We start from the raw sequence: 24,275 nt of genomic DNA on the forward strand, positions 1-24,275 counted from the left end.
GGATCGCACGCACCCGCTTGCTTTTTCCTGCTTTTGCTGGAAACTCCTTGTCCGGCAAACAGGGTGCTCGCTGAGGGTGGCGAGCCTTGCCGTGTCCGACAAGCCTAAAAATGGGCGCGGGCAAAAGGAGGAGTGACAGATGCGCCGGTCCCCGGCCACGATAGCGGACTACTCGGCGGGCGCGGTCAGCGATGCCGCGCTCAACGTTGCCGCCAGCCGTACGCTGGAAGCGCTCGGCGACGCCTGTCACCGCGAGATCGGCCGGCTGATCGGATCGCCGACGGTAGGCCTCTATCTGCTCGACCGGGACAAACCTTATCTGTTCTACAGCAAGCACGCGCCGGACGGGTTCATCCAGGAGTACAGCGCTGAATTCGACAAATACGATCCGCTGCTGGCGTATATCTGCGAAAAGGGCCAGCCCGTGGACGGCTCGACGCTTGTCGGCGCCGCCGGCTGGCAAAGCTGCAACAATTTCGAGCTGCTCCGGCGCTGGGGGTTCATGCATTGCATGGCGGGGCCGCTTCGTGTCGACAACCGCGTGGTCGGCGTCGTCTATACTGCCAACCAGGGCGAGGTCGGAGCCTATGCGTCACCGGCCGTTGACAGCATGCAGATCCTTTGCCGGGCCGGATCACTCGCGCTCACCACAATGGTCGAGACCGGTCGGCTCAATGGCGCTCCACCTGCTTGGATTTCGCAGTCCGGCGCGGCCTCACACAGCGAATACGCGTCACTGGCCAATGCATCGGCCCTGAACCAACTGCCGACGCGCTCGCGCGAAGTGGCGCTGCTGCTGTGCCACGGCCAGTCCAACAAGGAGATCGCACGAGCCCTCGGAATATCAGCCTATACGGTCAAGGACCATATTGGCAGCCTCTGCCAGAAGCTGCATGCACACAACCGCACCGAACTCGTCCAGCGCCTGTTGACTACACATTGAGGAACCTCAAGTCGTTGCGCTTGGGCCCTGTATAAACTGCCTTCGCAGTTCAGACCCGTCGCCCACTTGAGCACGGGCAAAAAGCCAATAAAATCAGAGGCCGAAATTGGTGTTGGTGGGCTGGATGGGACTCGAACCCATGACCCCAGAATTAAAAGTTCCGTGCTCTACCATCTGAGCTACCAGCCCTTCACCAATCACCCGTGTTCTTGTCAGAACGAATGCCCTGAACCCCGGTAAGCCGGAAATGCCCACGTTATCCGTATGCATCGATTTCAGAGCGGGCGGCCGAAAGCCGCAACGAGTGTTTCGCAGCGCACAAAAGGCGCCCCGAAATTGCGCCGGAACATAGGGAGAGTGCCCCTGCCGGTCAACCGGAAAAAGCAATGTCCATCAGCCTTTGTTCGCGCTCGCGACTTCGTGCTTGCAGCATTCTTGCGCCGGGCTCGATCACGCGCCATAAATCACTGCGTTTCAATCACTTGCATTCGGCGGGAACCAATCGCGCCGTTTGCACGTTGCTTGGGGCACAAGGGACAAGTTCATCCTTTGCGAGGAGATCATCATGAAGAAGTTTCTCTCAGGCCTCTGCGCTTCGGCGCTTGCATTGTCCTTCGCGATCGTACCGGCCATACCCGGAGCCAGCGCAGCACCCGCCTATGTGCCGCCGGCAGCAACGACGCAGTCTGACGTACAGCAGGTACAATACGACCCGTATCGCAGAGCCATTCCTTCCGCCCGGCACTTCCGTGGCGATCGGCGGGATTTTCGCCGAGGCTGGCGCGATGGGCGTCGTGACGGACGCCGTTTCGAACGCCGCGGCGACTACAACTATTATCGCGGGCATCGCGGCTATCGAAACTACCGACGCGGCTACCGCGAATATAATGGCTACTGGTTCCCGGCTGCCGCATTCATCACCGGGGCAATCGTCGGTGGCGCAATAGCAGCACCGCCGCCGGTTCGTGAATATCGCGGTGGCGGCAACGCCCATGTGCGTTGGTGCTATAACCGCTACCGGTCGTATCGGGCCTATGACAACACGTTCCAGCCCTATAACGGCCCGCGTCAGCAGTGCTATTCGCCCTATTGATATCGGTCATAGTGAAATCGGGCCCGCGCTCAGCGCGGGCCTTTTTCCATGTGATTTCGCTCAACGCTTAAGAAAGCGTCCGCTTCACCGCATTGCGCCAGCCCTTCAGCTTGGCTGCTCGGACGGTCTCGTCCATCTGCGGCTTGAAGCGATGGTCCAGCGCCCATGACTTGGCAAAAGCCTTGGCTTTGGGCCATACCCCTGCCCGCGAGCCGGCAAGCCATGCGGCACCCAGCGCGGTGGTCTCCAGTATGGTCGGACGATCAACCGGCGCGTCGAGGATGTCGGCAAGCCGCTGCATGGTCCAGTCCGACGCGACCATGCCGCCATCGACACGCAGCACGGTCTGTTTCGAACCGCCCTTCCAGTCCTTTCGCATCGCATCGAGTAGATCACGCGTCTGGTACGCCACCGATTCGAGTGCGGCGCGCGCGAATTCGGCCGCGCCGGAATTGCGCGTAAGCCCGAAGATCGCGCCGCGTGCCTCCGCATCCCAATGCGGCGCGCCGAGGCCGACGAATGCAGGCACGAGATAGACGTTCTGGGTATCGTCGGCCTTGGCCGCCAGCACGCCGCTATGCTCGGCCTTGCCGATGACGCCGATGCCGTCGCGCAGCCACTGAACAGCAGCGCCTGCGACGAAGATCGAGCCTTCAAGCGCATAGGTCGTCTCACCGTTCAGGCGGTAGGCGATGGTCGTAAGAAGCCGGTTCCTCGAGCGCACCATGTCGGCGCCGGTGTTCAAAAGCGCAAAGCAGCCGGTGCCGTAGGTCGACTTCATCATGCCGGGCTCGAAACACGCCTGGCCGATGGTCGCCGCCTGCTGGTCGCCGGCAACTCCCATAATGGGGATTTCCGCACCGAACAGCTTCTTGTCGGTGACGCCGAAATCGTCGGCGCAATCCTTCACTTCGGGCAACAGCGCTGCCGGAATACGCAGGATCTTCAGGAGTTCGGTGTCCCATTCGTTGGAACGGATGTTGTAGACCAGCGTGCGCGAAGCATTCGTCGCATCCGTAGCGTGAACCTTGCCGCCGGTCAGCCGCCAGATCAGGAAACTGTCGATCGTGCCGGCCAGCAACTCGCCCTTTTCCGCCCGCTTGCGCGCGCCCTTAACCTTGTCGAGGATCCACGCGATCTTGGTGCCGGAGAAATAGGGATCGAGCAGCAATCCGGTTTTTCGCGAGAAAAGCGGTTCAAGTCCTTGTTTTTTAAGCTTTTGGCACAGCGGCGCGGTTCGGCGATCCTGCCAGACGATGGCGTTGTGGATCGGCTTGCCGGTGGCCTTTTCCCATATCACGACGGTTTCGCGCTGATTGGTGATACCGATCGCCGAGACATCCGCGGCGGTGTATTTCGCCTTCTTGAGCGCCGTCCTGCAGGTGGCAACGACGCTTTCCCAGATCTCGTCGGGATCGTGTTCGACCCACCCGGAGGCCGGAAAATGCTGGGTGAATTCCTGCTGGCCGGTGCCGACCGGCTTCATCGCCGCATCGAACACGATCGCACGGCTCGAGGTTGTGCCCTGATCGATCGCCAGCACCAATCCACCCATCGTCTCCCCCTCTTTGTCTCGACTCCGGGAGTGTGAAGGATGGTCCGGAGCTTCTTCATTCCGCGATTTTGCGAGTTACGAAGCTATTTCCTATCAATTCGAAACACAAACGAATTTCAACGAAAATACATCAAGACACGACGACGGCTTCAGCGCATGGTTTCAATCAGCTGGACTTCCGACTCCTCGCAGATTGCCCGCACCGTTTCGATGTCGCAGCGATCCGTGATGAAGGAATCGACCTGCGACAGATGCCCGATCCGCACCGGTGCGGTGCGCTCGAACTTGGTCGCATCGGCAACGAGGATGACGTGGCGCGCATTGGCGATGATCGCCTGCGCCACCTTCACCTCGCGGAAATCGAAATCCAGCAGCGCGCCGTCATGATCGATGGCCGACGCTCCGATGACTGCGTAGTCAACCTTGAACTGCTTTATGAAATCCACCGCCGCTTCGCCGACAACGCCGCCGTCCGATCCGCGCACGACGCCGCCGGCGATCACAACCTCGATCTCAGGAAAAACCCGCATCCTGTTGGCAACATTTATATTATTGGTAATAACCATCAGGCCTGAATGATCAAGAAGCGCCTGGCTTACAGCTTCGGTCGTCGTGCCGATGTTGATGAAGAGCGAGGCGTTGTCCGGGATCAGCTTGGCGGCAGCGCGGCCGATCGCGTCTTTCTCCTCGGCTGCTATCTTGCGACGGGCCTCATATTCCATGTTCTCGATGCCGGAGGGAAACAACGCGCCACCGTGAATGCGGCTGAGCAGGCGCTGCTCGCAGAGATCATTGAGATCCTTGCGTATGGTCTGCGGCGTCACGCCGAAATGCGCCGCCAGATCGTCGACGAGAACGCGGCCGGAATCCTTGGCCAGTTGTATGATTTCCGAATGCCGCGTCGACAGGAACACGCTGCTTCTCCGATCTTCGTTTGAGGCAACAATCAAGGTAAAACGAAACGCCGCAAAAACATAGCTGGCGAATTGGGAAGTGCCCTCACCGAAGCGAAGCCGCAATCTCGGTGATCACCGAATAGGCCGTCTCCACATCCTGCTCGGTAGCCTCGAACTGGCCGACCTGAAAACGAATGGCAAAATGGCCGTCGACCCGCGTCTGCGTGAGGTAAATACGGCCATCGTCATTGATCGCGTTGATGAGGCGCAGATTGTGCTCGTCGAGGTCGGTCACGCCTGAAGGCATGTGACGGAACGAGAACAGCGACAGCATAGGCTCGGTGACGAGCTCGAATTCCGGCGTCGCAGCAATCCGCGCGGCCAGCTTTTCCGCCCAGGCGACATGGTTGCGGATCATGGTGCGCAGGCCGGAAAGGCCATGGGCGCGCAGTAGGAACCACAGTTTCAGCGCGCGAAAGCGGCGGCCGAGCGGCACCGACCATTCTGAATAATTGACGACGCCGTCCTTGCCGTGCGTCTTCAGATATTCCGGCTTGATTGCAAGCGTGCGAACCAGATAGTCGGGATTGCGCACGAATTGCGCCGAGCAATCGAACTGCGCACCCAGCCATTTGTGCGGATTGAAGACGATTGAATCGGCATGCTCGACACCGGCCCAGAAATGCCGAAATTCTTCGCAGATCATCGCCGAACCGGCCCAGGCGGCATCGACATGCAGGTAAAGTCCATATTTCTGCGCAACTGCAGCGACGGCGGCAATATCGTCGGTTCCGCCAGTGCTGGTGCCGCCGACGCAGGCAACGATGCCGGCGGGAAGCAGGCCGCTTGCCTTGTCGGCAACGATCGCGGCTTCAAGGACGGCCACATCCATCGCCCGCCAGCGCCCGGCAGTCGGGATGCGGACAAGGTTTTCCTCGCCGAGGCCCGCAACCCAGATCGCCCGGTCGATCGAGGTATGGACCTGATCGGAGGAATAGACGCGGATGCGCGGCTGACCAGACAGCCCTTGCTTGTTGCCCTGCCAGTCCAGCGCCTTCTCGCGCATGGTCAGCACGGCAGCGAGCGTCGCCGACGATGCCGAATCCTGCAGCACACCGGAAAACCCTTCCGGCAGGCCCAGGGCCTGGCGCAGCCAGTCGATGATGCGCGTTTCCAGTTCGGTCGCGGCGGGCGATGTCTGCCACAGCATGCACTGCGCCGCCATGACCGTCACCAGATATTCCGCCACCACCGAGACTGGTGCTGCATTGGCCGGGAAATAGGCGAAGAAGCGTGGATGTTGCCAATGCGTCATGCCCGGCAGGATCTTTTCTTCGAAGTCGGCGAAAATCGCCTCCATCGCTTCGGGCGCTTCCGGCGGCGAAAGTGCGATGCCTGCCGAAATCTCGCCGGGCTGGGTTTGCGCCCGTACCGGGCGTTCCCGCAGCGTCTCGCGATAGTCCGCGCCCCATTCGGCCGCCCTCAGCGACCAATCGCGAAATTCCTTGGCGTCCAAGTGCTTCCTCCCACCGGCAAACGCCGGTCGATATCAGATGGGGAAATCAGGCAGGCTCTTGAACGCCAGCTTCAGCGCATTCGACCAGCCGTCTGTAATCGTCCGATAATAGGGATCGTCAAGCGCGATCCGCTTTTTCAGCTTAACGTCGAAGGTGTCGTTTTCGTAAAGAAGGAGGTCGAGAGGAAGGCCAACCGAAAGGTTGGATTTTAGTGTAGAATCAAAGGATACCATCAAAAGCTTGACGGTTTCCTCGAAGCTCATCGTGCGGTCGTAGGCACGCACTATGATCGGCTTGCCGTATTTGGTCTCGCCGACCTGGAAGAACGGCGTGTCATCCGTGGATTCGATGAAATTGCCTTCCGGATAGATCATGAACAGCCGCGGCGGGCTGCCCTTGATCTGACCGCCGAGGATGAAAGAGGCGTTGAAATAGGAATCGGCGCTCTCTCCGGTCGGCGATGCATGAGCGATGACTTCCTTGACGACATCGCCGATCAGCCGCGCCGTCTGATACATCGACGGCGTTTCAAGCACGACGGAAGATCGTTCTTCCGGCGCCTTGGAGCGCTCCTCAAGCAGGCTGACGACAGCCTGGGTCGTCGCCAGATTGCCGGCCGACATCAAGACGATGACGCGCTCGCCCGGCTTTTCCCAGGTGTGCATCTTGCGGAAGGTGGAGATGCTGTCCATTCCGGCATTCGTGCGGGTGTCCGACATGAACACCAGACCGCGATCCAACTTGAGGCCGACACAATAAGTCATGGAATCCCGTATTCTAGAACAATACCGGGATTACTGCTCGACCGTGATGTGAACCGCAAGCTGTTCCGACGCCTGTCCCAAGCGAATCCCGGAAACCGGCATAGCATCGCGATAATCTCGGCCCGTCGCAAGTCGCACATAGCGTTCGTCTGGGGAAATGCCGTTGGCGGCGTCGAACGCGACCCAGCCCAGCGTGGAAACATAGGCTTCCGCCCAGGCATGGCTCGCCACCTGTTCGATGGTGCCGTCCATCATCAGATAGCCGCTGACATAGCGCGCCGGAATGCCGAGCAGCCGTGCTGCAGACGAAAACACATGGGCATGATCCTGGCAGACGCCACTGCCCTGCTTCAGCGCTTCCTCCGCCGTGGTCTCGGCATCGGTCGCGCCGACGATATAGGCAACGCGCTCGCGCACCATGCCCAGCAGCTGATGCAGACGATCAATTTCAGCGCCCGGAGCGATCGAGGCGGCGAGGTCGCGAATGCCTTCACCGGCCTCCGTCAACGGTGTTGCCTGACTGAACAGCCAGAGCGGCGCAAAACCGGTGTGAGGCCCGCTCACACCGGCTGTGTCATGGGTTTCGACCTCGCCCGTGGCCTCGACGCTTACAACCCGCGGATCGCCTTCGATGCTGACCAGCCGCGTGTCGTTGCCGAACTGGTCGGAAAACCGCACCTCTTCGCGCGCGCCGCCGACTACGACGTTCCAGGACAGCACCGATTGCGTCTTGCCTTCGCGCGGCAACAGCCGCAGCCGCTGCAGACCGTACTGCACTGGCATGTCGTAGTGATATTCGGTGCGGTGCTTGATTTTGAGGCGCATCAGTGGAACCTGTAATCCTGTGCAACCTCGTCGCCGAGCCGGTAGTTGTCGCGGATGAAGCACGACAGGAATTCATGCAGGCCGGCGTCGAAGATGGTCTTTACGTTGCCTACTTCCAGCTTGGCCATCGTCTCGCCCGCCGTCTTGTGGCAGGGATGCAGCGCGCCATAGTCGTCAGCGAGATAGGCCAGGCTTTCGGCGATATTGCGATAGCAATAGGCGAGCGAGCGCGGCATGCGGTTATTCAGGATGAGATAATCGGCGATGTTGGCCGGTCTGTAGTCGGCTTCGTAAACCCAGCGATAAGAACGATGCGCCGACACCGAGCGCAGGATCGATTCCCACTGGTAGTTGTCGAGCGTCGAGCCGACCCAGGAAATCGACGGCAGGAGAACATAGTATTTGACGTCAAGGATGCGCGCCGTGTTGTCCGCCCGTTCGACGAAAGTGCCTATCTGGGAGAAGTCGAAGATCTCGTTGCGCAGCATCGTGCCGTGGAAAGCGCCGCGGATCAGCGCGGTCTCGCGCTTGACGGCGTCCAGCACTGCCGGCACGTCGCGCTGGTCGACCGGGCTGCCCAGCATGCGCTTCAGCGACATCCATGCCTCGTTGATGCTTTCCCAGGTTTCGCGCGTCAGAGCGGTCCGCACCATGCGGCCATTATTGCGCGCCGTCTCGATCGCCGACATCACGCTCGACGGATTGGATGTGTCGCGCAGCAGGAAATCGGTGACCGTTTCGGCGCTGAACTCGTCGTGGCGCTCGCGAAATGTCGCCTCCACCCCGGCGCTCAGTATGACGGATGTCCATTCGTCCGCCGAACTCGACGTTCGGGTCAGCGCCATGCGCATGCCGGCATCGATCAAACGCGCCATATTCTCGGCCCGCTCGATATAGCGATGCATCCAGTAAATGCCGTTTGCGGTGCGTCCGAGAAGCATTGATACCCTTTAAAACTCACTCAATCGTCGAGAACCCACGTATCTTTCGTCCCGCCGCCCTGCGAGGAATTCACGACCAGCGATCCTTCCTTGAGCGCCACCCGCGTCAGTCCGCCGGGCACGATCTGGATACGGTCCGAAACCAGAACGAAGGGCCGCAGATCGACATGGCGCGGGGCAAGGCCGCTTTCAGTCAGGATCGGACAGGTCGACAGCGATAGCGTCGGCTGGGCGATGTAATTCGATGGACGCGCTTTCAGCTTCTGCGAAAACGCCTCGCATTCCTTCTTGCTCGCTGCCGGCCCGACCAGCATGCCGTAGCCACCCGAGCCGTGGACTTCCTTCACCACGAGTTCGTCCAGGTGCTCGAGAACATATTTCAGGCTGTCCGGCTCCGAACAGCGCCAGGTCGGGATGTTGCCCAGCATCGCCTTGCGGCCGGTATAGAATTCGATGATTTCCGGCATGTAGGAGTAGATCGCCTTGTCATCGCAAATGCCGGTGCCCGGAGCGTTGGCAATGGTGATGTTGCCGGCGCGGTAGACATCCATGATGCCCGGCACGCCGAGCGCCGAATCCGGACGGAAGGTCAGCGGATCGAGATAGGCGTCGTCGACGCGGCGATAGAGCACGTCGATCTGCTTGTAGCCTTCGGTCGTGCGCATCGCGACATGGCCGTCGACCACGCGCAAATCCGATCCCTCGACAAGCTGCACGCCCATCTGGTCGGCAAGGAAGGCATGTTCGAAATAGGCGGAGTTGAAGCTGCCCGGCGTCAGCACTGCTATCGTCGGCGCATCCTTGACCCCATCCGGCCGCACCGCGCCGAGCGATTGACGCAGAAGCTGCGGATAGTTTTCCACCGGCCGCACCTTGATGCGCTGAAACAGCTCGGGAAAGAGCTGCATCATCGTTTCGCGGTTTTCCAGCATGTAGGAAACGCCGGAAGGCGTGCGCGCATTGTCTTCCAGAACGTAGAACTCGTTCTCGTTGATGCGCACAATGTCAGTGCCGATGATGTGGGTGTAGACGCCGCCCGGCGGCCGTACGCCGATCATTTCCGGCAGGAAGGCGACGTTGCTGGCGATCAATTCGCGGGGTATGCGCCCTGCCCGCAGGATTTCCTGGCGATGATAGATGTCATCGAGGAAGGCATTCAGCGCCTGAACGCGCTGTTCGATGCCTTGCGTCAGGCGTCGCCATTCCTGGCCTGAAATGATGCGCGGAACGATGTCGAAGGGGATAAGGCGCTCGGCCGCTTCTTCTTCGCCATAGACGGCAAAGGTGATGCCGGTCTTGCGGAAAACGCGCTCGGCATCGCGCATCTTTTCGGTCAATCGGGCCGCATCCTGATCTTTGAACCAGTCATCATAGCCCGTGTATGGTTTTCGCAATCCGGTAGTTTCCGGAAGCATTTCATCGAATGCAGCCAATCGCGCACTCCCCTCTGAACCTCATTTGAAATGAGGTCGAAGACGAAAAGCAAGCGCAATCGCACATTCCATGATCAAGGCGATGCATCTTCCGCCTTTTGCCCAGAATATAGGCATGCTGCCTACGGGGTTTGAAAATCGCTTGGGCAAAGTTGGCACCGCCTTCAGCGGTTTCCGATAGCGAATCTCGCAGCGCGATGAAACCGGGAGGCCGCGCCTTGCGTATGTTAAACTGAAGCTCGGCGCATTTTCGCTGAGCTGCGGCATTGCGCTCGATAGGACGGAGAGAATTCATGCGCCGAAGACTCTTAGCTCTTGCCCTCATTCCCGCGCTCTACACCTCCATAGCCTTTGCCGGAGATGCCGAGATAAAGGCGGCCCAAAGCTCGATCGACAGTCAGCTCAAGGCCTTCCGCGCCGGTGACAACGCCGCCGCCTACAGCTTTGCCGCACCCAATGTGAAACGCATCTTCCCGACGCTGGAAAACTTCATGAACATGGTGACGGGCGCCTACAAGCCGGTCCATCAGCCGCGCAGCTATGCTTTCGGCAAGGTTCAGGAATTGAGCCCGACCTCGATCATCCAGCAGGTGATAATCGTCGGGGCGGACGGCAAGGATTACGAGGCGGTCTATACGCTGGAACTGCAGCCCGACGGCGTCTTCCGCATCACCGGCGTCAGCATGCGGGCGTCGAATTCGCTGAGCACTTGAGGCCTGCCGAAGGAGCCCAACCTCACAGCGCCGGAATGTCGCCCCGCGCCCAGCCTTCCGAAATCTCCGCCGTGCGGTCGACGAAGGCATCGGCCTCGATCGCGTCGCGAACGTCCTGCATCAGGCGCTGATAATAGGAAAGATTGTTCCAGGTCAAAAGCATTGCGCCCAGCGCCTCCTGCGACTTGACCAGGTGATGAAGGTAGGCACGCGAATAGTCGCGCGCCGCCGAGCAGTCGCTTTCCTCATCGAGCGGACGATGATCGTCGGCATGGCGGGCGTTGCGAAGATTGACCTTGCCGCGCCGCGTATAGGCAAGGCCATGACGGCCGGCGCGGGTCGGCATGACGCAGTCGAACATGTCGATGCCTCGCGCCACGGATTTGACGATGTCATCGGGCGTGCCGACGCCCATCAGATAGCGCGGCTTCTCAGTCGGCAGTTCCGGGCAGGTCACGTCGAGCATGTCGAGCATGACTTCCTGCGGCTCACCGACCGCCAGCCCGCCGACGGCATAGCCTTTCAGCCCGAGCCCACTCAGCGCCTGCGCCGAACGCACGCGCAATGCCGGCTTGTCGCCGCCCTGCACGATGCCGAACATCGCCTTGCCCGGCTGTTCACCGAAGGCCACCTTGCAGCGTTCGGCCCAGCGCAGCGAAAGCTCCATCGCTTTCTCGATATCCTTGTCCTTGGCCGGTAGCGCAACGCATTCGTCCAGCTGCATCTGGATATCGGAATCGAGCAGGCCCTGGATCTCGATCGAGCGCTCGGGCGACATTTCATAGGCCGCGCCGTCGATATGCGAGCGGAAGGTCACGCCCTGTTCATTGAGCTTGCGCAGTTTCGACAGCGACATGACCTGGAATCCGCCGGAATCGGTCAGGATCGGATAGGGCCAGCGGGCGAATTCGTGCAAGCCGCCGAGCCGCGCGACGCGCTCTGCGCCCGGCCGCAGCATCAAATGATAGGTGTTGCCGAGGATGATGTCGGCGCCGAGATCGCGCACCTGGTCCATATACATGGTCTTGACCGTGCCGCCGGTGCCGACCGGCATGAAGGCCGGCGTGCGGATGGTGCCGCGCGGCATGGTGATCTCACCGCGCCGGGCCTTGCCGTCGGTGGCGAGAACCTTGAAGGAAAATTCGGTGCTCATGGATCGGCCCTGAACAGGAGACTGGAATCTCCATAGGAGTAGAATCTGTAGCGGTTTTCGATGGCATGCGCATAGGCCGCGCGCATCGTGTCCGTTCCGGCGAAGGCCGAGACCAGCATGAACAGCGTCGAGCGTGGGAGGTGAAAATTGGTCATCAACACATCGACGGCACGGAAGCGATAGCCCGGCGTGATGAAGATATCGGTTGGGCCGGACCAAGCGGCTAACTGCCCGCTTTCGCTCGCTGCACTTTCCAGCAATCGCAATGAGGTCGTACCGACGGCGACGACACGGCGACCCTCGGCGCGGGCCTTGTTGATCGCGTTTGCCGTTTCTTCCGACACATGGCCGACCTCGGCATGCATCTTGTGATCGGCGGTGTCGTCGACTTTCACCGGCAGGAACGTGCCGGCACCGACATGCAACGTCACGAAATGGCGCTCGATGCCGCGCTTGTCGAGCGCATTGAAAAGCGCCGACGTGAAATGCAGCCCCGCGGTCGGGGCAGCGACTGCCCCTTCTTCGCGAGCATAGACGGTCTGGTAGTCGGTCAGGTCGCGCGCATCGTCGGGACGCTTCGAGGCGATATACGGCGGCAGCGGGATGTGACCGACGCTATGCAGCGCCTCATCGAGTACCGGGCCGGACAAGTCAAAACCGAGTAGCACCTCGCCGCCCTCGCCTTTTTCGAGCACGGTGGCGTCAAGCGCGCCGAGAAAACAGGAATTGCCGTCATGGCCGAAATGGATGCGGTCGCCGGCGGCCACACGCTTGCCCGGGCGGACAAAGGCCAGCCAGCGATCCGGGCCGGTGCGCATATGCAGCGTGGCATCGACATGCGCGGCAGCCTCGGCGCGCCGTCTGATGCCTTTCAATTGGGCCGGGATGACCTTGGTGTCGTTGAAAACAAGCAGATCACCGGGCTGGAGCAGCTGCGGCAGGTCGCCGACATGCCTGTCCTCCAGAGATTCTCCGGGCCTGACGACCAGAAGCTGCGCGGAATCGCGCGGTTCAGCCGGGCGCAATGCAATGCGCTCTTCCGGGAGTTCAAAATCGAAAAGATCGACGCGCATCAGTAGATGCGGATCATCAGCGCGCCGGCGAGCAGCAGCATCGCTCCGGCGATGCGGCCAACCGAAATTTCGCGGACGGCAACGCCAAGAAAGCCGACACGATCGATGAGCATGCCGGCAAGCAATTGGCCCGTGACGAGAAACGCCATCAGCGCCGCAGCACCCAGCTTGGGCGTCAGGATGGTGGCGCTGGTGACATAGGCGCCGCCGAGCATGCCGCCGGCGACGAACAGCCAGGGTGCAGGCGCGCGCCAGTCGAGCGAAATGCCCTGGGCGCGCGTGATGGCGAAGGAGACGATGCCGAGCACGATCGCGCCCGACAGGAAGGAAAAGGCGGCCGCAGCGACGGGAAGTCCGAGCCCCTTGCTGAGCTCGGAATTGATCGGCGCCTGTATGGCGATGAAAGCGCCAGCCAGAATGCCAATCAGTGACCAGAGAACCCCCGCCATAACGGCCTGCCCTACCTGTTATTCCGCGACGTCTGCCGCGACCTTCAGCGACACGATCTTGTCGGGATCCTGAACCGGCTCGCCGCGCTTGATCTTGTCGACATTGTCCATGCCTTCGATGACCTGGCCCCAGACCGTGTACTGGCGGTTGAGGAAGCCGGCATCCTCAAAGCAGATGAAGAACTGCGAATTTGCCGAATTCGGGTTCTGCGAACGGGCCATCGAGCAGGTGCCGCGCGCGTGGTTCATGTTGGAGAATTCGGCCTTCAGGTCCGGCTTGTCTGAACCGCCCATGCCGGCGCGCGACGGGTTGAAGCTCGGGCCGTCGGACTTGCCGAACTTGACGTCGCCGGTCTGCGCCATGAAGCCTTCGATGACGCGGTGGAAGACCACGCCATCATAGGCGCCTTCACGGGCCAGTTCCTTGATGCGGCCGACATGGCCGGGCGCCAGGTCGGGCAGAAGTTCGATGACGACCTTGCCCTTCGTGGTTTCCATGATGAGCGCGTTTTCGCGATCCTTGATTTCGGCCATAACAAATTTCCTTTTTCGTAATTTTGGTTTACTTGCCGTCGGCGGCGATGCGCACCTTGATCATGCGGTCGGGACTGCTGACAACCCCGTTGGCGGCCGCATCACCCTTTTTTATGCCGTCGACGAACTCCATGCCGCTCTCGACATTGCCTACGATGGTGTAGTCGCCGTCGAGGCCGGGATTGGGTGCATACATGATGAAGAACTGCGAATTCGCCGAATTCGGGTTCTGGGCCCGAGCCATGCCGACCGTGCCGCGCACGAAATGTTCGCTCGAGGAGAATTCGGCCGGAAGATCGGGCTTCTTCGAGCCGCCGGTGCCGGCGCGCTCGGCGTTATAGCCAGACTTCATATTGCCGAACTCGACGTCGCCGGTCTGGGCCATGAAACCGTCGATGACGCGGTGGAAGGCGACGTTGTCATAGGCGCCTTCGCGCACCAGCGCCTTGATCTGCTCGACATGCTTCGGTGCGAGGTCGGGCCGAAGCGCAACCGTAACATCGCCACCCTTCAGGGTGATGACCATGGTGTTTTCCGGCTCAGCCGCGAAGGCGGAAAACGACGAGCCGACAAGACCGGCGATGACGACGAACGACGAAGCAAGCTTTCTCAGCTGCATGGACATCTCCACTCCCTTTACTTTGCGAATTTTGCAGTCAGCGCAGTGGCGACCACTTTTGGCACGAACGGCCGGATATCGCCGCCCATCGACGCTATCTGGCGGACAAGTGTGGCGGTAATGGTGCGAACCGACGGGCTGGCCGGAAGGAATATCGTCTGCAGGTCGGGCGCCATGGTCTCGTTCATGCCGGCCATCTGCATCTCGTAGTCGAGATCGGTGCCGTCACGCAGGCCGCGGATCATGATCGAAGCGTTGTGCTCTTTGGCTGCATCGATGACCAGGCCGTCGAAAGAAACGACCTTGATGCGCTTGGCATCCTTGCCGAACTCGGTGGCGATCGACTGTTCGATGAGGCCGACGCGCTCCTCGAAAGCAAACAGCGGTTTCTTCCCGGGATGAATGCCGATCGCTGCAAACACCGTGTCGGCGATGGCAAGCGAGGCCTTCAGCACGTCGAGATGGCCGTTGGTCAAGGGGTCGAACGACCCGGCATAGATGGCGATGCGCTCTGTCATGGCGTGGTTTCTAGCGGGCAGCGTGACCAAAGGCAATCTGCTCACAGGCGCAGAATGAACACCGCATGAATGGAGCGATCACGACAAGTTCAAGCAATGCGAAGTAGCGTGATCTGGAAAACATGAAACCAAATCGCCACATCATCGTTATCGAGGTCAGGAGAACAAGACCATGATGATTTACATGCTCGCTGCTGCAATGACTATCGCCATGTTGATCGCAACCGCTTTCGGCATCCATCAAGAGTCGGAACGCATGCGCCTTCAGGAACAGAAGGCTCGCTCGAACGGTTTCGGTCCCCGCTGATTTCTTGAACCACCACCTCACCGTTTCCGGCGAGGTGGGTTAGCGCGAAAGCAATACTTCCGCGCTCCTTGGTATTACTCGGTCGGAGCTTGATCCTCGGGCCCGTTTTCCACCGGACCTTCAGCCGTTCCTTCGATAACGATCTCATCCGCCTCTTCGTCGCCCTGCGGCTCGGAAATGCGCTCGACGGAGACGACTTTCTCACCATCTGCCGTATTGAAGATCGTGACGCCTTTGGTGGCGCGGCTGGCGAAGCGTATACCGTTGACTGGCACGCGGATGACCTGCCCGCCATCGGAAACCAGCATGATCTGGTCCTCGTTGCCAACCGGGAAGGTCGCGACGAGGCGGCCGATTTCAGCGACCTTCGACACGTCGGTGGCACGAATACCCTTGCCGCCACGCCCCGTCAGACGGAAATCATAGGAAGACGAACGCTTGCCGTAGCCATATTCGGTGACCGTCAGCACGAACTGCTCATGCTGCGACAGGAACTGGTAGCGTTCCTCGGAGATGTCGGCTTCCTCGCCGACTTCCTCGTTGGTCAGCGCGATCTCTTCCTCTTCGCCGACAGATGCATCGGCAGCCAGACGCCGTTCGGCAACCGAACGCTTGAGATAGGCCGCACGCTCCGGCGCGTCCGCATCGACATGTTCGAGGATCGCCATCGAGATGACGCGGTCCTTTTCGCCCATGCTGATGCCGCGAACGCCGACGGAGTTGCGGCTCTGGAAGACGCGCACGTCACCGACTGAGAAGCGAATGCACTGGCCGGTATCTGCCGTCAAAAGCACGTCGTCATTGTCGGTGCAGGTCTCGACGCCGAGAATCTCGTCGCCGGCCTCCTCCAGCTTCATCGCGATCTTGCCGTTGCGATTGACCTGGACGAAGTCGCTGAGCTTGTTGCGGCGAACGGTGCCACGCGTGGTGGCGAACATCACGTCGAGCTCGCCCCAGCTCGTTTCGTCCTCGGGCAGGGGCATGATGGTGGTTATGCGCTCGCCCTGTTCCAGCGGCAGCATATTGATCAGAGCCTTGCCGCGTGACTGCGGATTGCCGATAGGCAGGCGCCAGACCTTTTCCTTGTAGACGATGCCGCGCGAGGAGAAGAACAGCACCGGCGTATGCGTATTGGCAACGAACAGCCGCGTGACGAAATCCTCGTCCTTGGTCGACATGCCCGAGCGGCCCTTGCCGCCGCGGCGCTGCGCCCGGTAGAGCGAAAGCGGCACGCGCTTGATGTAGCCGGAATGGCTGACGGTGACGACCATGTCCTCGCGCTGGATCAGGTCCTCGTCGTCCATGTCCGAGCCGCCGTCGCTGAGCTCGGTGCGGCGCGGCGTGCCGAACTCGTCGCGGACGGCGGCAAGCTCATCCTTGACGATCTGCTGGATGCGCGCGCGCGACGACAGGATGTCGAGGTAATCCTTGATCTCGTCGCCGATGGTGTTGAGTTCGTCCGAGATTTCGTCGCGGCCAAGGGCCGTCAGGCGCTGCAGACGCAGCTCCAGAATGGCGCGTGCCTGTTCCTCGGACAGATTGTAGGTGCCGTCGTCGTTGATGCGATGGCGCGGATCGTCGATCAGCAGAATCAGCGACTCGACATCGCGCGCCGGCCAGCGGCGCTCCATCAACTGTTCGCGCGCCGTCTGCGGATCGGGCGCCTGCCGGATCACCCGGATGACCTCGTCGATATTGGCGACGGCAATAGCCAGGCCGACCAAGACATGGGCGCGATCACGCGCCTTGCGCAGCAGGAATTTCGTCCTGCGGCTGATGACGTCTTCGCGGAAGGCGACGAACGCCTTCAGCATGTCGATCAGCGTGAGGACTTCCGGCTTGCCGCCGTTCAGCGCAACCACATTGGCGCCAAAAGACGTTTGCAGCGGCGTGAAACGGTAGAGCTGGTTGAGAATGACGTCGGCAACCGCATCACGCTTCAATTCGATAACGACGCGGTAACCCTGCCGGTCGGACTCGTCGCGAATATCGGAAATGCCCTCGATACGCTTGTCGCGCACCAGCTCGGCCATCTTCTCGATCATCGTCGATTTGTTCACCTGATAGGGAACTTCGGTGATGATGATGGCTTCACGGTCGTTGCGGATCTGCTCGATGGCGACCTTGCCGCGCATGACGATGGAGCCGCGCCCGGTCGAATAGGCGTTATAAATGCCGGAGCGGCCGAGAACGATGCCGCCGGTCGGGAAATCCGGACCCGGAATGATTTCCATCAGCGCCGGCAGGTCGATCGCCGGATTGTCGATGAGCGCAATGGCACCATTACAGACTTCGCTCAGATTGTGCGGCGGAATATTGGTCGCCATGCCGACCGCGATACCGCCGGAGCCGTTGACCAGAAGGTTGGGGAAGCGCGCCGGTAGAACGCGCGGCTCGCGGCCGGACGCATCATAGGTCTCCTGGAAATCGACCGTATCCTTGTCGATATCCTCCAGAAGCTCGTGCGCAACCTTGGTCAGGCGCGATTCCGTATAACGCATCGCCGCAGGCGGATCGCCGTCGATAGAGCCGAAATTGCCCTGCCCGTCGATCAGCGGCACGCGTAGCGACCAATCCTGCGCCATGCGAACCAAGGCGTCATAGATCGAGGCGTCGCCATGGGGGTGGTATTTACCCATGACGTCGGCGACGGGGCGCGCCGACTTCACATATTTGCGGTTCCAGTGGTAGCCGCTCTCATGGGCGGCAAACATGATACGCCGGTGAACCGGCTTCAGCCCGTCGCGAACGTCCGGAAGCGCACGACTGACGATGACGCTCATCGCATAGTCGAGATAGGAACGCTGCATCTCCTCGATGATCGAGATAGGCTCGATATCGGAGGGGCCGCCGGGTCCACCCGGTATTTTCTGGTCGGTCAAATCGGATCACTTAAACTAGGAGAATCACTGCCCTCTTATATAGGAACGATACCGATTTCACCAATACCGAGCGCTTTTTTCCAGAACTGATTTTCGTCACAAATTCAAATGGATACCGACGATTCGGGCAATCCTGCGACACCATGTCGAAAATATGCCTCCCAAGAAATCGGGAGGCCTTTGCCCTGATCTTGCTGTGAGGGGACTGGCGCGCGGAAAGCCGGCAATGTAGCCTGCGCGCAGGAGGACGCGGGATGCCGAATTTCGATAGTGTTTTCAACGCCTTCGTGACGCTCCTGGTCACCATCGACCCGCCGGGGCTGGCACCTATCTTTCTGGCGGTGACGCGGGGCATGACACGCGCGCAGCGCAGTCAGGTTTCGATCCGCGCCAGCGTCATCGGCTTCGGCGTCATGGCGTTGTTTGCCATTGCCGGCGCATCGATCCTGTCAGTGTTCGGCATCACCCTGCCGGCCTTCCGCGTCGCCGGCGGTTTTCTGTTGTTTTTCATTGCCTTCGAGATGGTTTTTGAAAAGCGGCAGGATCGGAAGGAAAAAATATCGGATGTCGCAATCACCAAGGATCACATCCACAACATCGCGGCGTTTCCGCTGGCGATCCCGCTTATCGCGGGTCCCGGCGCCATCTCGGCGACGGTGCTGCTGTCAGGCTCGTTCCAGGGCTGGGCCGCGCAGGCAGCGCTGGTGGGCATCATCTTCCTGTGCCTCGCCCTCACCTACCTCGTCTTCATCCTGGCGGAACGCATCGACGGCCTGCTCGGCCAGACCGGGCGCTCGATCCTGACGCGACTTCTCGGCGTGATCCTGGCCGCGCTTGCAGTGCAGTTCGTTGCCGATGGCATCAAGGCGATGGTGACGGCAGGCTGATCGGTTTTCGGGAGCCAGCAAGACTGCCAGCAAAGTCTTTCTAGACAGAAAATGAGTTCGCGGGAGCGTCGGACGCCCCCGCGAAAAATCAATCAGAACGGGATTTCGTCGTCGAGATCACGTGACGAACCGCCACCACCGCCTCGGTTTCCACCACCACCGCCGCCACCGCCACGGTTGAAGTCATCGTTCGGGCCGGACTGGCCGAAATCCGAACCGCGGCCACCGCCACCGCCGTAACTTACCTGGCCGCCGTCGCCGCCTTGCCCGCGCGCATCGAGCATCTGCAACTCGCCACGGAATTTCTGCAGCACGATTTCGGTCGTGTAGCGCTCGTTTCCGGTCTGGTCCGTCCATTTGCGGGTCTGCAACTGACCCTCGACATAGACCTTCATGCCCTTCTTCAGATACTGCTCGGCGACCTTGGCGAGATTGTCATTGAAGATGACGATGTTGTGCCACTCGGTCTTTTCCTTGCGCTCGCCGGAATTCTTGTCGCGCCAGCTTTCGGAGGTGGCGACACGAATGTTGACGACCGGTTCGCCCGAGTTCAACCGCCTGATTTCCGGGTCCGCGCCGAGATTACCAACCAGAATGACCTTATTGACGCTACCCGCCATGACACCGCTCCGCGCTTATCCTAACAAAACCGGCAAATTCGCCGGCACACCTTAGCCCATAGACACCATCCCGGCCACAACGGGGATGAAATTCAGGCTCTGTCCACAAGTTGTTTGTTCTCATTTTGTTCTATACTCCAACTCGTCGCATTTCAAGCGCTACCATCAAATTCCATGTCTTTTTGATTGAAAGCGTCGATTGCGTGAAAACTCAGCCGCTGGGATGACCGGCCGCGGCGCCAAAAGCTTTCAAAGTCAGATCCATGGCGTAGGTCCGGCTGAACGGCATCGAAAAATGCCCATATCGGATCGAAAGCTGGCGCGCAGCCTCTTTGACATCCACACCATCGACCGCAGCCAGATAGAGTGCCGATACCAGCCCGCTGCGATCAGCGCCCGACTGACAGTGAACGAGCAGCGGCTTCCTGGCCTTGCGCATTATCGCAACAAGCCTGGCGATCTGCTTGCTGTCCATCTCCGTGATCGAACTGACGCGAAAATCGATCTGCTTGATCCCAAGTTTTGCGTTTTCCGCCTTCTCGGCCTCGTACCAGGCGAAGCCATTATGCGGCCCCCTGAGGTTGATAACGGACTTCACGCCATACTTCGCAGCGTATTCTCCCAACTGGCGCGGCGTCGGCTGCGCCGCCCGATAGAACTCGCCGGGCACGACCGTATGGAAGTTTCCGGACAGTTGCAGGTCACAAAGGAATGCGCCGAGCGCCAGCAGCGGCACTGCGAAAGCCACTGAGATCCAGACGCCCGCCCGCGCAGGCGCCAACCGCTTTCCAAACAACGTCATACTCAAGGCCTCGCGAAACCGGGCGTTGCCTTGTCTTGATGAAAAAGGACGTCGGCATTGGCAGGCGCGAATTTCCTCGGCGATTGCGGCAAATCGCGGTTAGCCGTGAGGCGGCACGGCGGCGGAGATTTGTTATTGTGGCGTCAAACCACGTTTTCGAGGGGGATGTCGGCCCGGATCACGAAAACAGCCTCGCCGCTCATTCAAGAGCGGTCGAGGCTTTGATGACATTCTTGCCAACTGCCGGGAGTGTTTTACCGGCTTTGCTTTCGGATGCTACGCGGCTTCAGCCAACGATCCGACTAGTGGTCTCTGATTTTCGTTTTGGGAACGGCAGGTCACAGTCTGCCGGGCAAGCCCGGCACTTATGCCTGGCGCGGCTCCGCGCATTCGCAGAGCCATTGGGAACTATCAGGTGGGGTCATGCCTCGCTCCTGTGTCAGTTTCTCCAAAGTCTTCCGAAGCGCTTATTCGCTCGTTTGCGGCGTCTCGCAAACCGCCTACCGGCTGCGAAGAACATCGAAGGATGCTCGGCTCCAGATGACCTTTGAAGTCTGCTCCTTCGATTTTTGTGCGTCAACCGCGCGAAGCCTTGCCGGCAAAAATGTGATCGGCCTGTAACAAAGCCATATGGCTTATGCACAATATGTCAGTAGCGTGTTCGGCCTTTGTTCTTTCTGCTTGCTCCGCGCGGCCAAAGGCGGCTAAACCCTGCTGACAGCGAGGGACGATGCGTCCCTCGACAGAGCGGCAAAAATACCTACATGACCGGTTGGCCGGATAAACCAGCCAATCCGACAAATTCCTGATCGAGGCGGCAGACCCGGCATGGTCGACCATAAATATCTTTCCATTCGCGGCGCGCGCGAACACAATCTGAAAAACATCGATCTCGACCTTCCCCGGGATTCGCTGATCGTCATGACCGGCCTCTCAGGCTCCGGCAAATCGTCGCTGGCGTTCGATACGATCTATGCCGAGGGCCAGCGCCGCTATGTCGAGAGCCTTTCGGCCTATGCGCGCCAGTTCCTCGAGATGATGCAGAAGCCGGATGTCGACCAGATCGACGGCCTGTCTCCGGCCATCTCCATCGAGCAGAAGACGACCTCGCGCAATCCGCGCTCGACGGTCGGCACAGTCACCGAAATCTACGACTATATGCGCCTGCTGTTCGCGCGCGTCGGCGTGCCCTATTCGCCGGCGACGGGCCTGCCGATCGAGAGCCAGACGGTTTCGCAGATGGTCGACCGCGTGCTGGCGCTGGAAGAAGGCACACGTCTCTTCATCATGGCGCCGATGGTGCGCGGCCGTAAGGGCGAGTACCGCAAGGAACTGGCCGAACTCCTGAAGAAGGGCTTTCAGCGCGTCAAGGTCGATGGCGTCTTCTATGAGATCGCCGATGTTCCGGCGCTCGACAAGAAGTACAAGCATGACATCGACGTCGTCGTCGACCGCGTCGTCGTGCGCGGCGATCTGGCGACGCGGCTTGCGGATTCGATCGAGACCGCGCTGAAGCTGGCTGACGGGCTGGCTGTCGCGGAATTCGCCGACAAGCCGCTGGACGCCAGCCAGACCGGCGAGGATTCCGTCAACAAGTCGAAGAACGAGACGCATGAGCGCATCCTGTTCTCGGAAAAATTCGCCTGCCCGGTTTCCGGCTTCACCATTCCTGAGATCGAGCCGCGGCTGTTCTCCTTCAACAACCCGTTCGGCGCGTGCCCGGCCTGCGACGGCCTCGGCAACCAGCGCGCCATCGATGCCAGCCTGATCGTGCCCGACGACAATGTCTCGCTACGCGACGGCGCCGTCAGCCCGTGGGCGAAATCGACATCGCCTTACTATTCCCAGACGCTGGAAGCGCTGGGCAAGGTCTATGGCTTCAAGCTCGGCGACAAGTTCAAGGACCTGACCGCGGAAGCGCAGGAAGCCATACTGCGCGGCACCGGCGAACGCGAAATCGCCTTTACCTATGACGACGGGCTTCGCTCCTACAAGACTACCAAGACTTTTGAGGGCGTCATCCCGAACCTTGAGCGCCGTTGGAAGGAAACGGAATCGGCCTGGATGCGCGAGGAAATCGAGCGCTTCATGTCGGCGACGCCCTGCCCGACCTGTAACGGCTTTCGCCTGAAGCCTGAAGCGTTGGCGGTAAAGATCGCCGGCAAGCATATCGGCGAGGTCACGGCACTGTCGATCCGCAAGGCCAATGGCTGGTTCGAGGACCTGCCTGCCTCGCTCAACGACAAGCAGAACGAGATCGCGGTGCGCATCCTCAAGGAGATCCGCGAGCGCCTGCGCTTTCTCAACGATGTCGGCCTCGATTATCTGACCATGGCGCGCAATTCGGGCACGCTGTCGGGCGGCGAAAGCCAGCGCATTCGCCTGGCCTCGCAGATCGGCTCGGGCCTCACCGGCGTTCTCTATGTGCTCGACGAGCCGTCCATCGGCCTGCACCAGCGCGACAATGCCCGCCTGCTTGACACGCTCAAGCACCTGCGCGACCTCGGAAACACGGTCATCGTCGTCGAGCATGACGAGGACGCGATCCTGACCGCCGACTATGTCGTCGATATCGGCCCCGCCGCCGGCATCCATGGCGGCAATGTCATTGCCGAAGGCACGCCGGCCGAAGTCATGGCCAACCCCAATTCGATCACCGGCAAATATCTGACCGGCGAGCTCGAAATCTCCATGCCGCGGCATCGTCGCGAGATGAAGAAGGGCCGGCGCATAAAGATCGTCGGCGCGCGCGGCAACAATCTGAAGAACGTCACCGCCGAAATCCCGCTCGGCACTTTTACTGCCGTCACCGGCGTTTCGGGCGGCGGCAAGTCGACTTTCCTGATCGAGACGCTGTTCAAGGCCGCCTCGCGCCGCATCATGGGTTCGCGCGAGCATCCGGCCGACCATGACCGCATCGAAGGGCTGGAATTCCTCGACAAGGTCATCGACATCGACCAATCGCCGATCGGGCGCACGCCGCGCTCGAACCCGGCGACCTATACCGGCGCCTTCACGCCGATCCGCGACTGGTTCGCCGGCCTGCCGGAAGCCAAGGCGCGCGGATATGCGCCCGGCCGTTTCTCGTTCAACGTCAAGGGCGGTCGCTGCGAAGCCTGCCAGGGCGACGGCGTGATAAAAATCGAGATGCACTTCCTGCCCGACGTCTATGTCACCTGCGACGTCTGCCACGGCAAGCGCTACAACCGCGAGACGCTGGACGTCACTTTCAAAGGCAAGTCGATCGCCGACGTGCTGGAAATGACGGTCGAGGAAGGCGTCGAGTTCTTTGCCGCCGTGCCCGGCGTGCGCGACAAGCTGGAAACGCTGGCCAAGGTCGGCCTCGGCTACATCCATGTCGGCCAGCAGGCCAACACGCTGTCGGGCGGCGAGGCACAGCGCATCAAGCTCGCCAAGGAACTGTCGCGCAAGGCCACAGGCAAGACGCTCTACATCCTCGACGAGCCGACAACCGGCTTGCATTTCCATGACGTAGCAAAGCTTCTTGAAGTGCTGCATGAGCTTGTCGAACAGGGCAATACGGTCGTCGTCATCGAGCACAATCTCGAAGTGATAAAAACCTCCGACTGGGTGCTCGACCTCGGTCCTGAAGGCGGCGACGGCGGCGGCGAACTTGTGGCCTCAGGCCGCCCGGAAGATATCGCCGAGGAACCGCGTAGCTATACGGGGCAGTTCCTGAAGGAACTGCTGGGGCGACGCCCGGGCAGGAAGGCCGAAGCTGCGGAATAGA

Annotated in this window: 22 protein-coding genes and 1 tRNA gene; 6 read left to right on the forward strand and 17 right to left on the reverse strand. The window is 60.5% G+C overall.

The window, feature by feature from the left end:
• Positions 1-139: 139 nt before the first annotated feature.
• On the forward strand, positions 140-943 hold the full coding sequence (locus tag WBQ96_RS14965) for a LuxR C-terminal-related transcriptional regulator (protein WP_336551122.1): 804 nt from the start codon (positions 140-142) through the stop codon (positions 941-943).
• A 113-nt stretch (positions 944-1,056) separates the two neighbouring features.
• Here WBQ96_RS14965 and WBQ96_RS14970 read toward each other — a convergent pair.
• A tRNA-Lys gene (locus WBQ96_RS14970) sits at positions 1,057-1,132 on the reverse strand.
• A gap of 376 nt (positions 1,133-1,508) precedes the next feature.
• Here WBQ96_RS14970 and WBQ96_RS14975 point away from each other — a divergent pair.
• Complete coding sequence (locus WBQ96_RS14975) at positions 1,509-2,036, forward strand: BA14K family protein (RefSeq protein ID WP_165113761.1); 528 nt, start codon at positions 1,509-1,511, stop codon at positions 2,034-2,036.
• A gap of 67 nt (positions 2,037-2,103) precedes the next feature.
• On the opposite strand, the gene glpK is transcribed toward WBQ96_RS14975, so the two are convergent.
• The 7 genes from glpK to WBQ96_RS15010 form a co-directional block, all read right to left on the reverse strand.
• Positions 2,104-3,591, reverse strand: a complete 1,488-nt coding sequence (gene glpK, locus WBQ96_RS14980; RefSeq protein ID WP_336551123.1) for a glycerol kinase GlpK — start codon at positions 3,589-3,591, stop codon at positions 2,104-2,106.
• A gap of 149 nt (positions 3,592-3,740) precedes the next feature.
• Positions 3,741-4,505, reverse strand: coding sequence for a DeoR/GlpR family DNA-binding transcription regulator (locus WBQ96_RS14985; RefSeq protein WP_336551124.1), 765 nt, complete (start codon positions 4,503-4,505; stop codon positions 3,741-3,743).
• A gap of 85 nt (positions 4,506-4,590) precedes the next feature.
• Positions 4,591-6,003 (reverse strand): pyridoxal phosphate-dependent decarboxylase family protein, encoded by a 1,413-nt coding sequence (locus tag WBQ96_RS14990; protein WP_336551125.1) that lies wholly within the window; start codon positions 6,001-6,003, stop codon positions 4,591-4,593.
• 33 nt (positions 6,004-6,036) lie between these two features.
• Positions 6,037-6,768, reverse strand: a complete 732-nt coding sequence (locus tag WBQ96_RS14995; RefSeq protein WP_336551126.1) for a proteasome-type protease — start codon at positions 6,766-6,768, stop codon at positions 6,037-6,039.
• 30 nt (positions 6,769-6,798) lie between these two features.
• The gene (locus WBQ96_RS15000; RefSeq protein WP_336551127.1) at positions 6,799-7,593 is read right to left on the reverse strand and encodes a transglutaminase family protein; all 795 of its coding nucleotides are present in this window, start codon (positions 7,591-7,593) and stop codon (positions 6,799-6,801) included.
• On the reverse strand, positions 7,593-8,534 hold the full coding sequence (locus WBQ96_RS15005) for an alpha-E domain-containing protein (protein ID WP_336551128.1): 942 nt from the start codon (positions 8,532-8,534) through the stop codon (positions 7,593-7,595). Before WBQ96_RS15005 ends, WBQ96_RS15000 begins: the two co-directional genes overlap by 1 nt.
• Positions 8,535-8,554: 20 nt before the next feature.
• Positions 8,555-9,967 (reverse strand): circularly permuted type 2 ATP-grasp protein, encoded by a 1,413-nt coding sequence (locus WBQ96_RS15010; protein WP_336551129.1) that lies wholly within the window; start codon positions 9,965-9,967, stop codon positions 8,555-8,557.
• 293 nt (positions 9,968-10,260) lie between these two features.
• Between WBQ96_RS15010 and WBQ96_RS15015 the strand changes: the two genes are divergently transcribed.
• Complete coding sequence (locus tag WBQ96_RS15015; protein ID WP_336551130.1) at positions 10,261-10,680, forward strand: DUF4864 domain-containing protein; 420 nt, start codon at positions 10,261-10,263, stop codon at positions 10,678-10,680.
• 22 nt (positions 10,681-10,702) lie between these two features.
• Here WBQ96_RS15015 and tgt read toward each other — a convergent pair whose 3' ends face one another.
• From tgt to coaD, 6 genes are read right to left on the reverse strand one after another with little or no spacing between them, the layout of a single operon-like run.
• On the reverse strand, positions 10,703-11,833 hold the full coding sequence (tgt, locus tag WBQ96_RS15020; RefSeq protein WP_336551131.1) for a tRNA guanosine(34) transglycosylase Tgt: 1,131 nt from the start codon (positions 11,831-11,833) through the stop codon (positions 10,703-10,705).
• Positions 11,830-12,906, reverse strand: a complete 1,077-nt coding sequence (gene queA / locus WBQ96_RS15025; protein WP_336551132.1) for a tRNA preQ1(34) S-adenosylmethionine ribosyltransferase-isomerase QueA — start codon at positions 12,904-12,906, stop codon at positions 11,830-11,832. The genes tgt and queA overlap by 4 nt, the downstream gene beginning before the upstream one ends.
• Complete coding sequence (locus WBQ96_RS15030; RefSeq protein WP_336551133.1) at positions 12,906-13,355, reverse strand: DMT family transporter; 450 nt, start codon at positions 13,353-13,355, stop codon at positions 12,906-12,908. Before WBQ96_RS15030 ends, queA begins: the two co-directional genes overlap by 1 nt.
• Before the next feature lie 18 nt (positions 13,356-13,373).
• The gene (locus WBQ96_RS15035) at positions 13,374-13,889 is read right to left on the reverse strand and encodes a peptidylprolyl isomerase (RefSeq protein ID WP_165113736.1); all 516 of its coding nucleotides are present in this window, start codon (positions 13,887-13,889) and stop codon (positions 13,374-13,376) included.
• Between the two features lie 28 nt (positions 13,890-13,917).
• Positions 13,918-14,508 (reverse strand): peptidylprolyl isomerase, encoded by a 591-nt coding sequence (locus tag WBQ96_RS15040; RefSeq protein ID WP_442920838.1) that lies wholly within the window; start codon positions 14,506-14,508, stop codon positions 13,918-13,920.
• 17 nt (positions 14,509-14,525) lie between these two features.
• Positions 14,526-15,026: a pantetheine-phosphate adenylyltransferase gene (gene coaD, locus WBQ96_RS15045; protein WP_165113732.1), complete on the reverse strand. Its 501-nt coding sequence runs from the start codon at positions 15,024-15,026 to the stop codon at positions 14,526-14,528.
• A 172-nt stretch (positions 15,027-15,198) separates the two neighbouring features.
• Here coaD and WBQ96_RS15050 point away from each other — a divergent pair, with 172 nt between their 5' ends.
• Positions 15,199-15,333 (forward strand): hypothetical protein, encoded by a 135-nt coding sequence (locus WBQ96_RS15050; protein WP_091913611.1) that lies wholly within the window; start codon positions 15,199-15,201, stop codon positions 15,331-15,333.
• Positions 15,334-15,407: 74 nt separating this feature from the next.
• On the opposite strand, the gene gyrA is transcribed toward WBQ96_RS15050, so the two are convergent.
• Positions 15,408-18,215, reverse strand: a complete 2,808-nt coding sequence (gyrA, locus tag WBQ96_RS15055) for a DNA gyrase subunit A (RefSeq protein WP_336551137.1) — start codon at positions 18,213-18,215, stop codon at positions 15,408-15,410.
• A 254-nt stretch (positions 18,216-18,469) separates the two neighbouring features.
• On the opposite strand from gyrA, the gene WBQ96_RS15060 reads away from it, so the two are divergent.
• Positions 18,470-19,102 (forward strand): MarC family protein, encoded by a 633-nt coding sequence (locus tag WBQ96_RS15060; protein ID WP_336551138.1) that lies wholly within the window; start codon positions 18,470-18,472, stop codon positions 19,100-19,102.
• Positions 19,103-19,194: 92 nt separating this feature from the next.
• Here the strand turns inward: WBQ96_RS15060 and ssb are convergent, their stop codons facing one another.
• The gene (gene ssb, locus WBQ96_RS15065) at positions 19,195-19,722 is read right to left on the reverse strand and encodes a single-stranded DNA-binding protein (RefSeq protein WP_336551140.1); all 528 of its coding nucleotides are present in this window, start codon (positions 19,720-19,722) and stop codon (positions 19,195-19,197) included.
• Between the two features lie 211 nt (positions 19,723-19,933).
• A complete protein-coding gene (locus WBQ96_RS15070) occupies positions 19,934-20,458 on the reverse strand; it encodes a dual specificity protein phosphatase family protein (RefSeq protein WP_336551143.1) in 525 nt (174 codons plus the stop codon).
• A gap of 894 nt (positions 20,459-21,352) precedes the next feature.
• On the opposite strand from WBQ96_RS15070, the gene uvrA reads away from it, so the two are divergent.
• Positions 21,353-24,274, forward strand: coding sequence for an excinuclease ABC subunit UvrA (uvrA, locus tag WBQ96_RS15075; RefSeq protein WP_336551145.1), 2,922 nt, complete (start codon positions 21,353-21,355; stop codon positions 24,272-24,274).
• Position 24,275 lies beyond the last annotated feature (1 nt).

The organism is Mesorhizobium sp. CCNWLY176, from assembly GCF_037153935.1.
Lineage (GTDB): Bacteria > Pseudomonadota > Alphaproteobacteria > Rhizobiales > Rhizobiaceae > Mesorhizobium_M > Mesorhizobium_M zhangyense.

Coding starts and splice junctions, on each gene's coding strand:
- WBQ96_RS14965 (WP_336551122.1), top strand. CDS start 140: ATGCGCCGGTCCCCGGCCACGATAGCGGACTACTCGGCGGGCGCGGTC.
- WBQ96_RS14975 (WP_165113761.1), top strand. CDS start 1,509: ATGAAGAAGTTTCTCTCAGGCCTCTGCGCTTCGGCGCTTGCATTGTCC.
- glpK (WP_336551123.1), bottom strand. CDS start 3,591: ATGGGTGGATTGGTGCTGGCGATCGATCAGGGCACAACCTCGAGCCGT.
- WBQ96_RS14995 (WP_336551126.1), bottom strand. CDS start 6,768: ATGACTTATTGTGTCGGCCTCAAGTTGGATCGCGGTCTGGTGTTCATG.
- WBQ96_RS15000 (WP_336551127.1), bottom strand. CDS start 7,593: ATGCGCCTCAAAATCAAGCACCGCACCGAATATCACTACGACATGCCA.
- WBQ96_RS15005 (WP_336551128.1), bottom strand. CDS start 8,534: ATGCTTCTCGGACGCACCGCAAACGGCATTTACTGGATGCATCGCTAT.
- WBQ96_RS15015 (WP_336551130.1), top strand. CDS start 10,261: ATGCGCCGAAGACTCTTAGCTCTTGCCCTCATTCCCGCGCTCTACACC.
- tgt (WP_336551131.1), bottom strand. CDS start 11,833: ATGAGCACCGAATTTTCCTTCAAGGTTCTCGCCACCGACGGCAAGGCC.
- queA (WP_336551132.1), bottom strand. CDS start 12,906: ATGCGCGTCGATCTTTTCGATTTTGAACTCCCGGAAGAGCGCATTGCA.
- WBQ96_RS15030 (WP_336551133.1), bottom strand. CDS start 13,355: ATGGCGGGGGTTCTCTGGTCACTGATTGGCATTCTGGCTGGCGCTTTC.
- WBQ96_RS15035 (WP_165113736.1), bottom strand. CDS start 13,889: ATGGCCGAAATCAAGGATCGCGAAAACGCGCTCATCATGGAAACCACG.
- WBQ96_RS15040 (WP_442920838.1), bottom strand. CDS start 14,508: ATGCAGCTGAGAAAGCTTGCTTCGTCGTTCGTCGTCATCGCCGGTCTT.
- coaD (WP_165113732.1), bottom strand. CDS start 15,026: ATGACAGAGCGCATCGCCATCTATGCCGGGTCGTTCGACCCCTTGACC.
- WBQ96_RS15050 (WP_091913611.1), top strand. CDS start 15,199: ATGATGATTTACATGCTCGCTGCTGCAATGACTATCGCCATGTTGATC.
- WBQ96_RS15060 (WP_336551138.1), top strand. CDS start 18,470: ATGCCGAATTTCGATAGTGTTTTCAACGCCTTCGTGACGCTCCTGGTC.
- ssb (WP_336551140.1), bottom strand. CDS start 19,722: ATGGCGGGTAGCGTCAATAAGGTCATTCTGGTTGGTAATCTCGGCGCG.
- uvrA (WP_336551145.1), top strand. CDS start 21,353: ATGGTCGACCATAAATATCTTTCCATTCGCGGCGCGCGCGAACACAAT.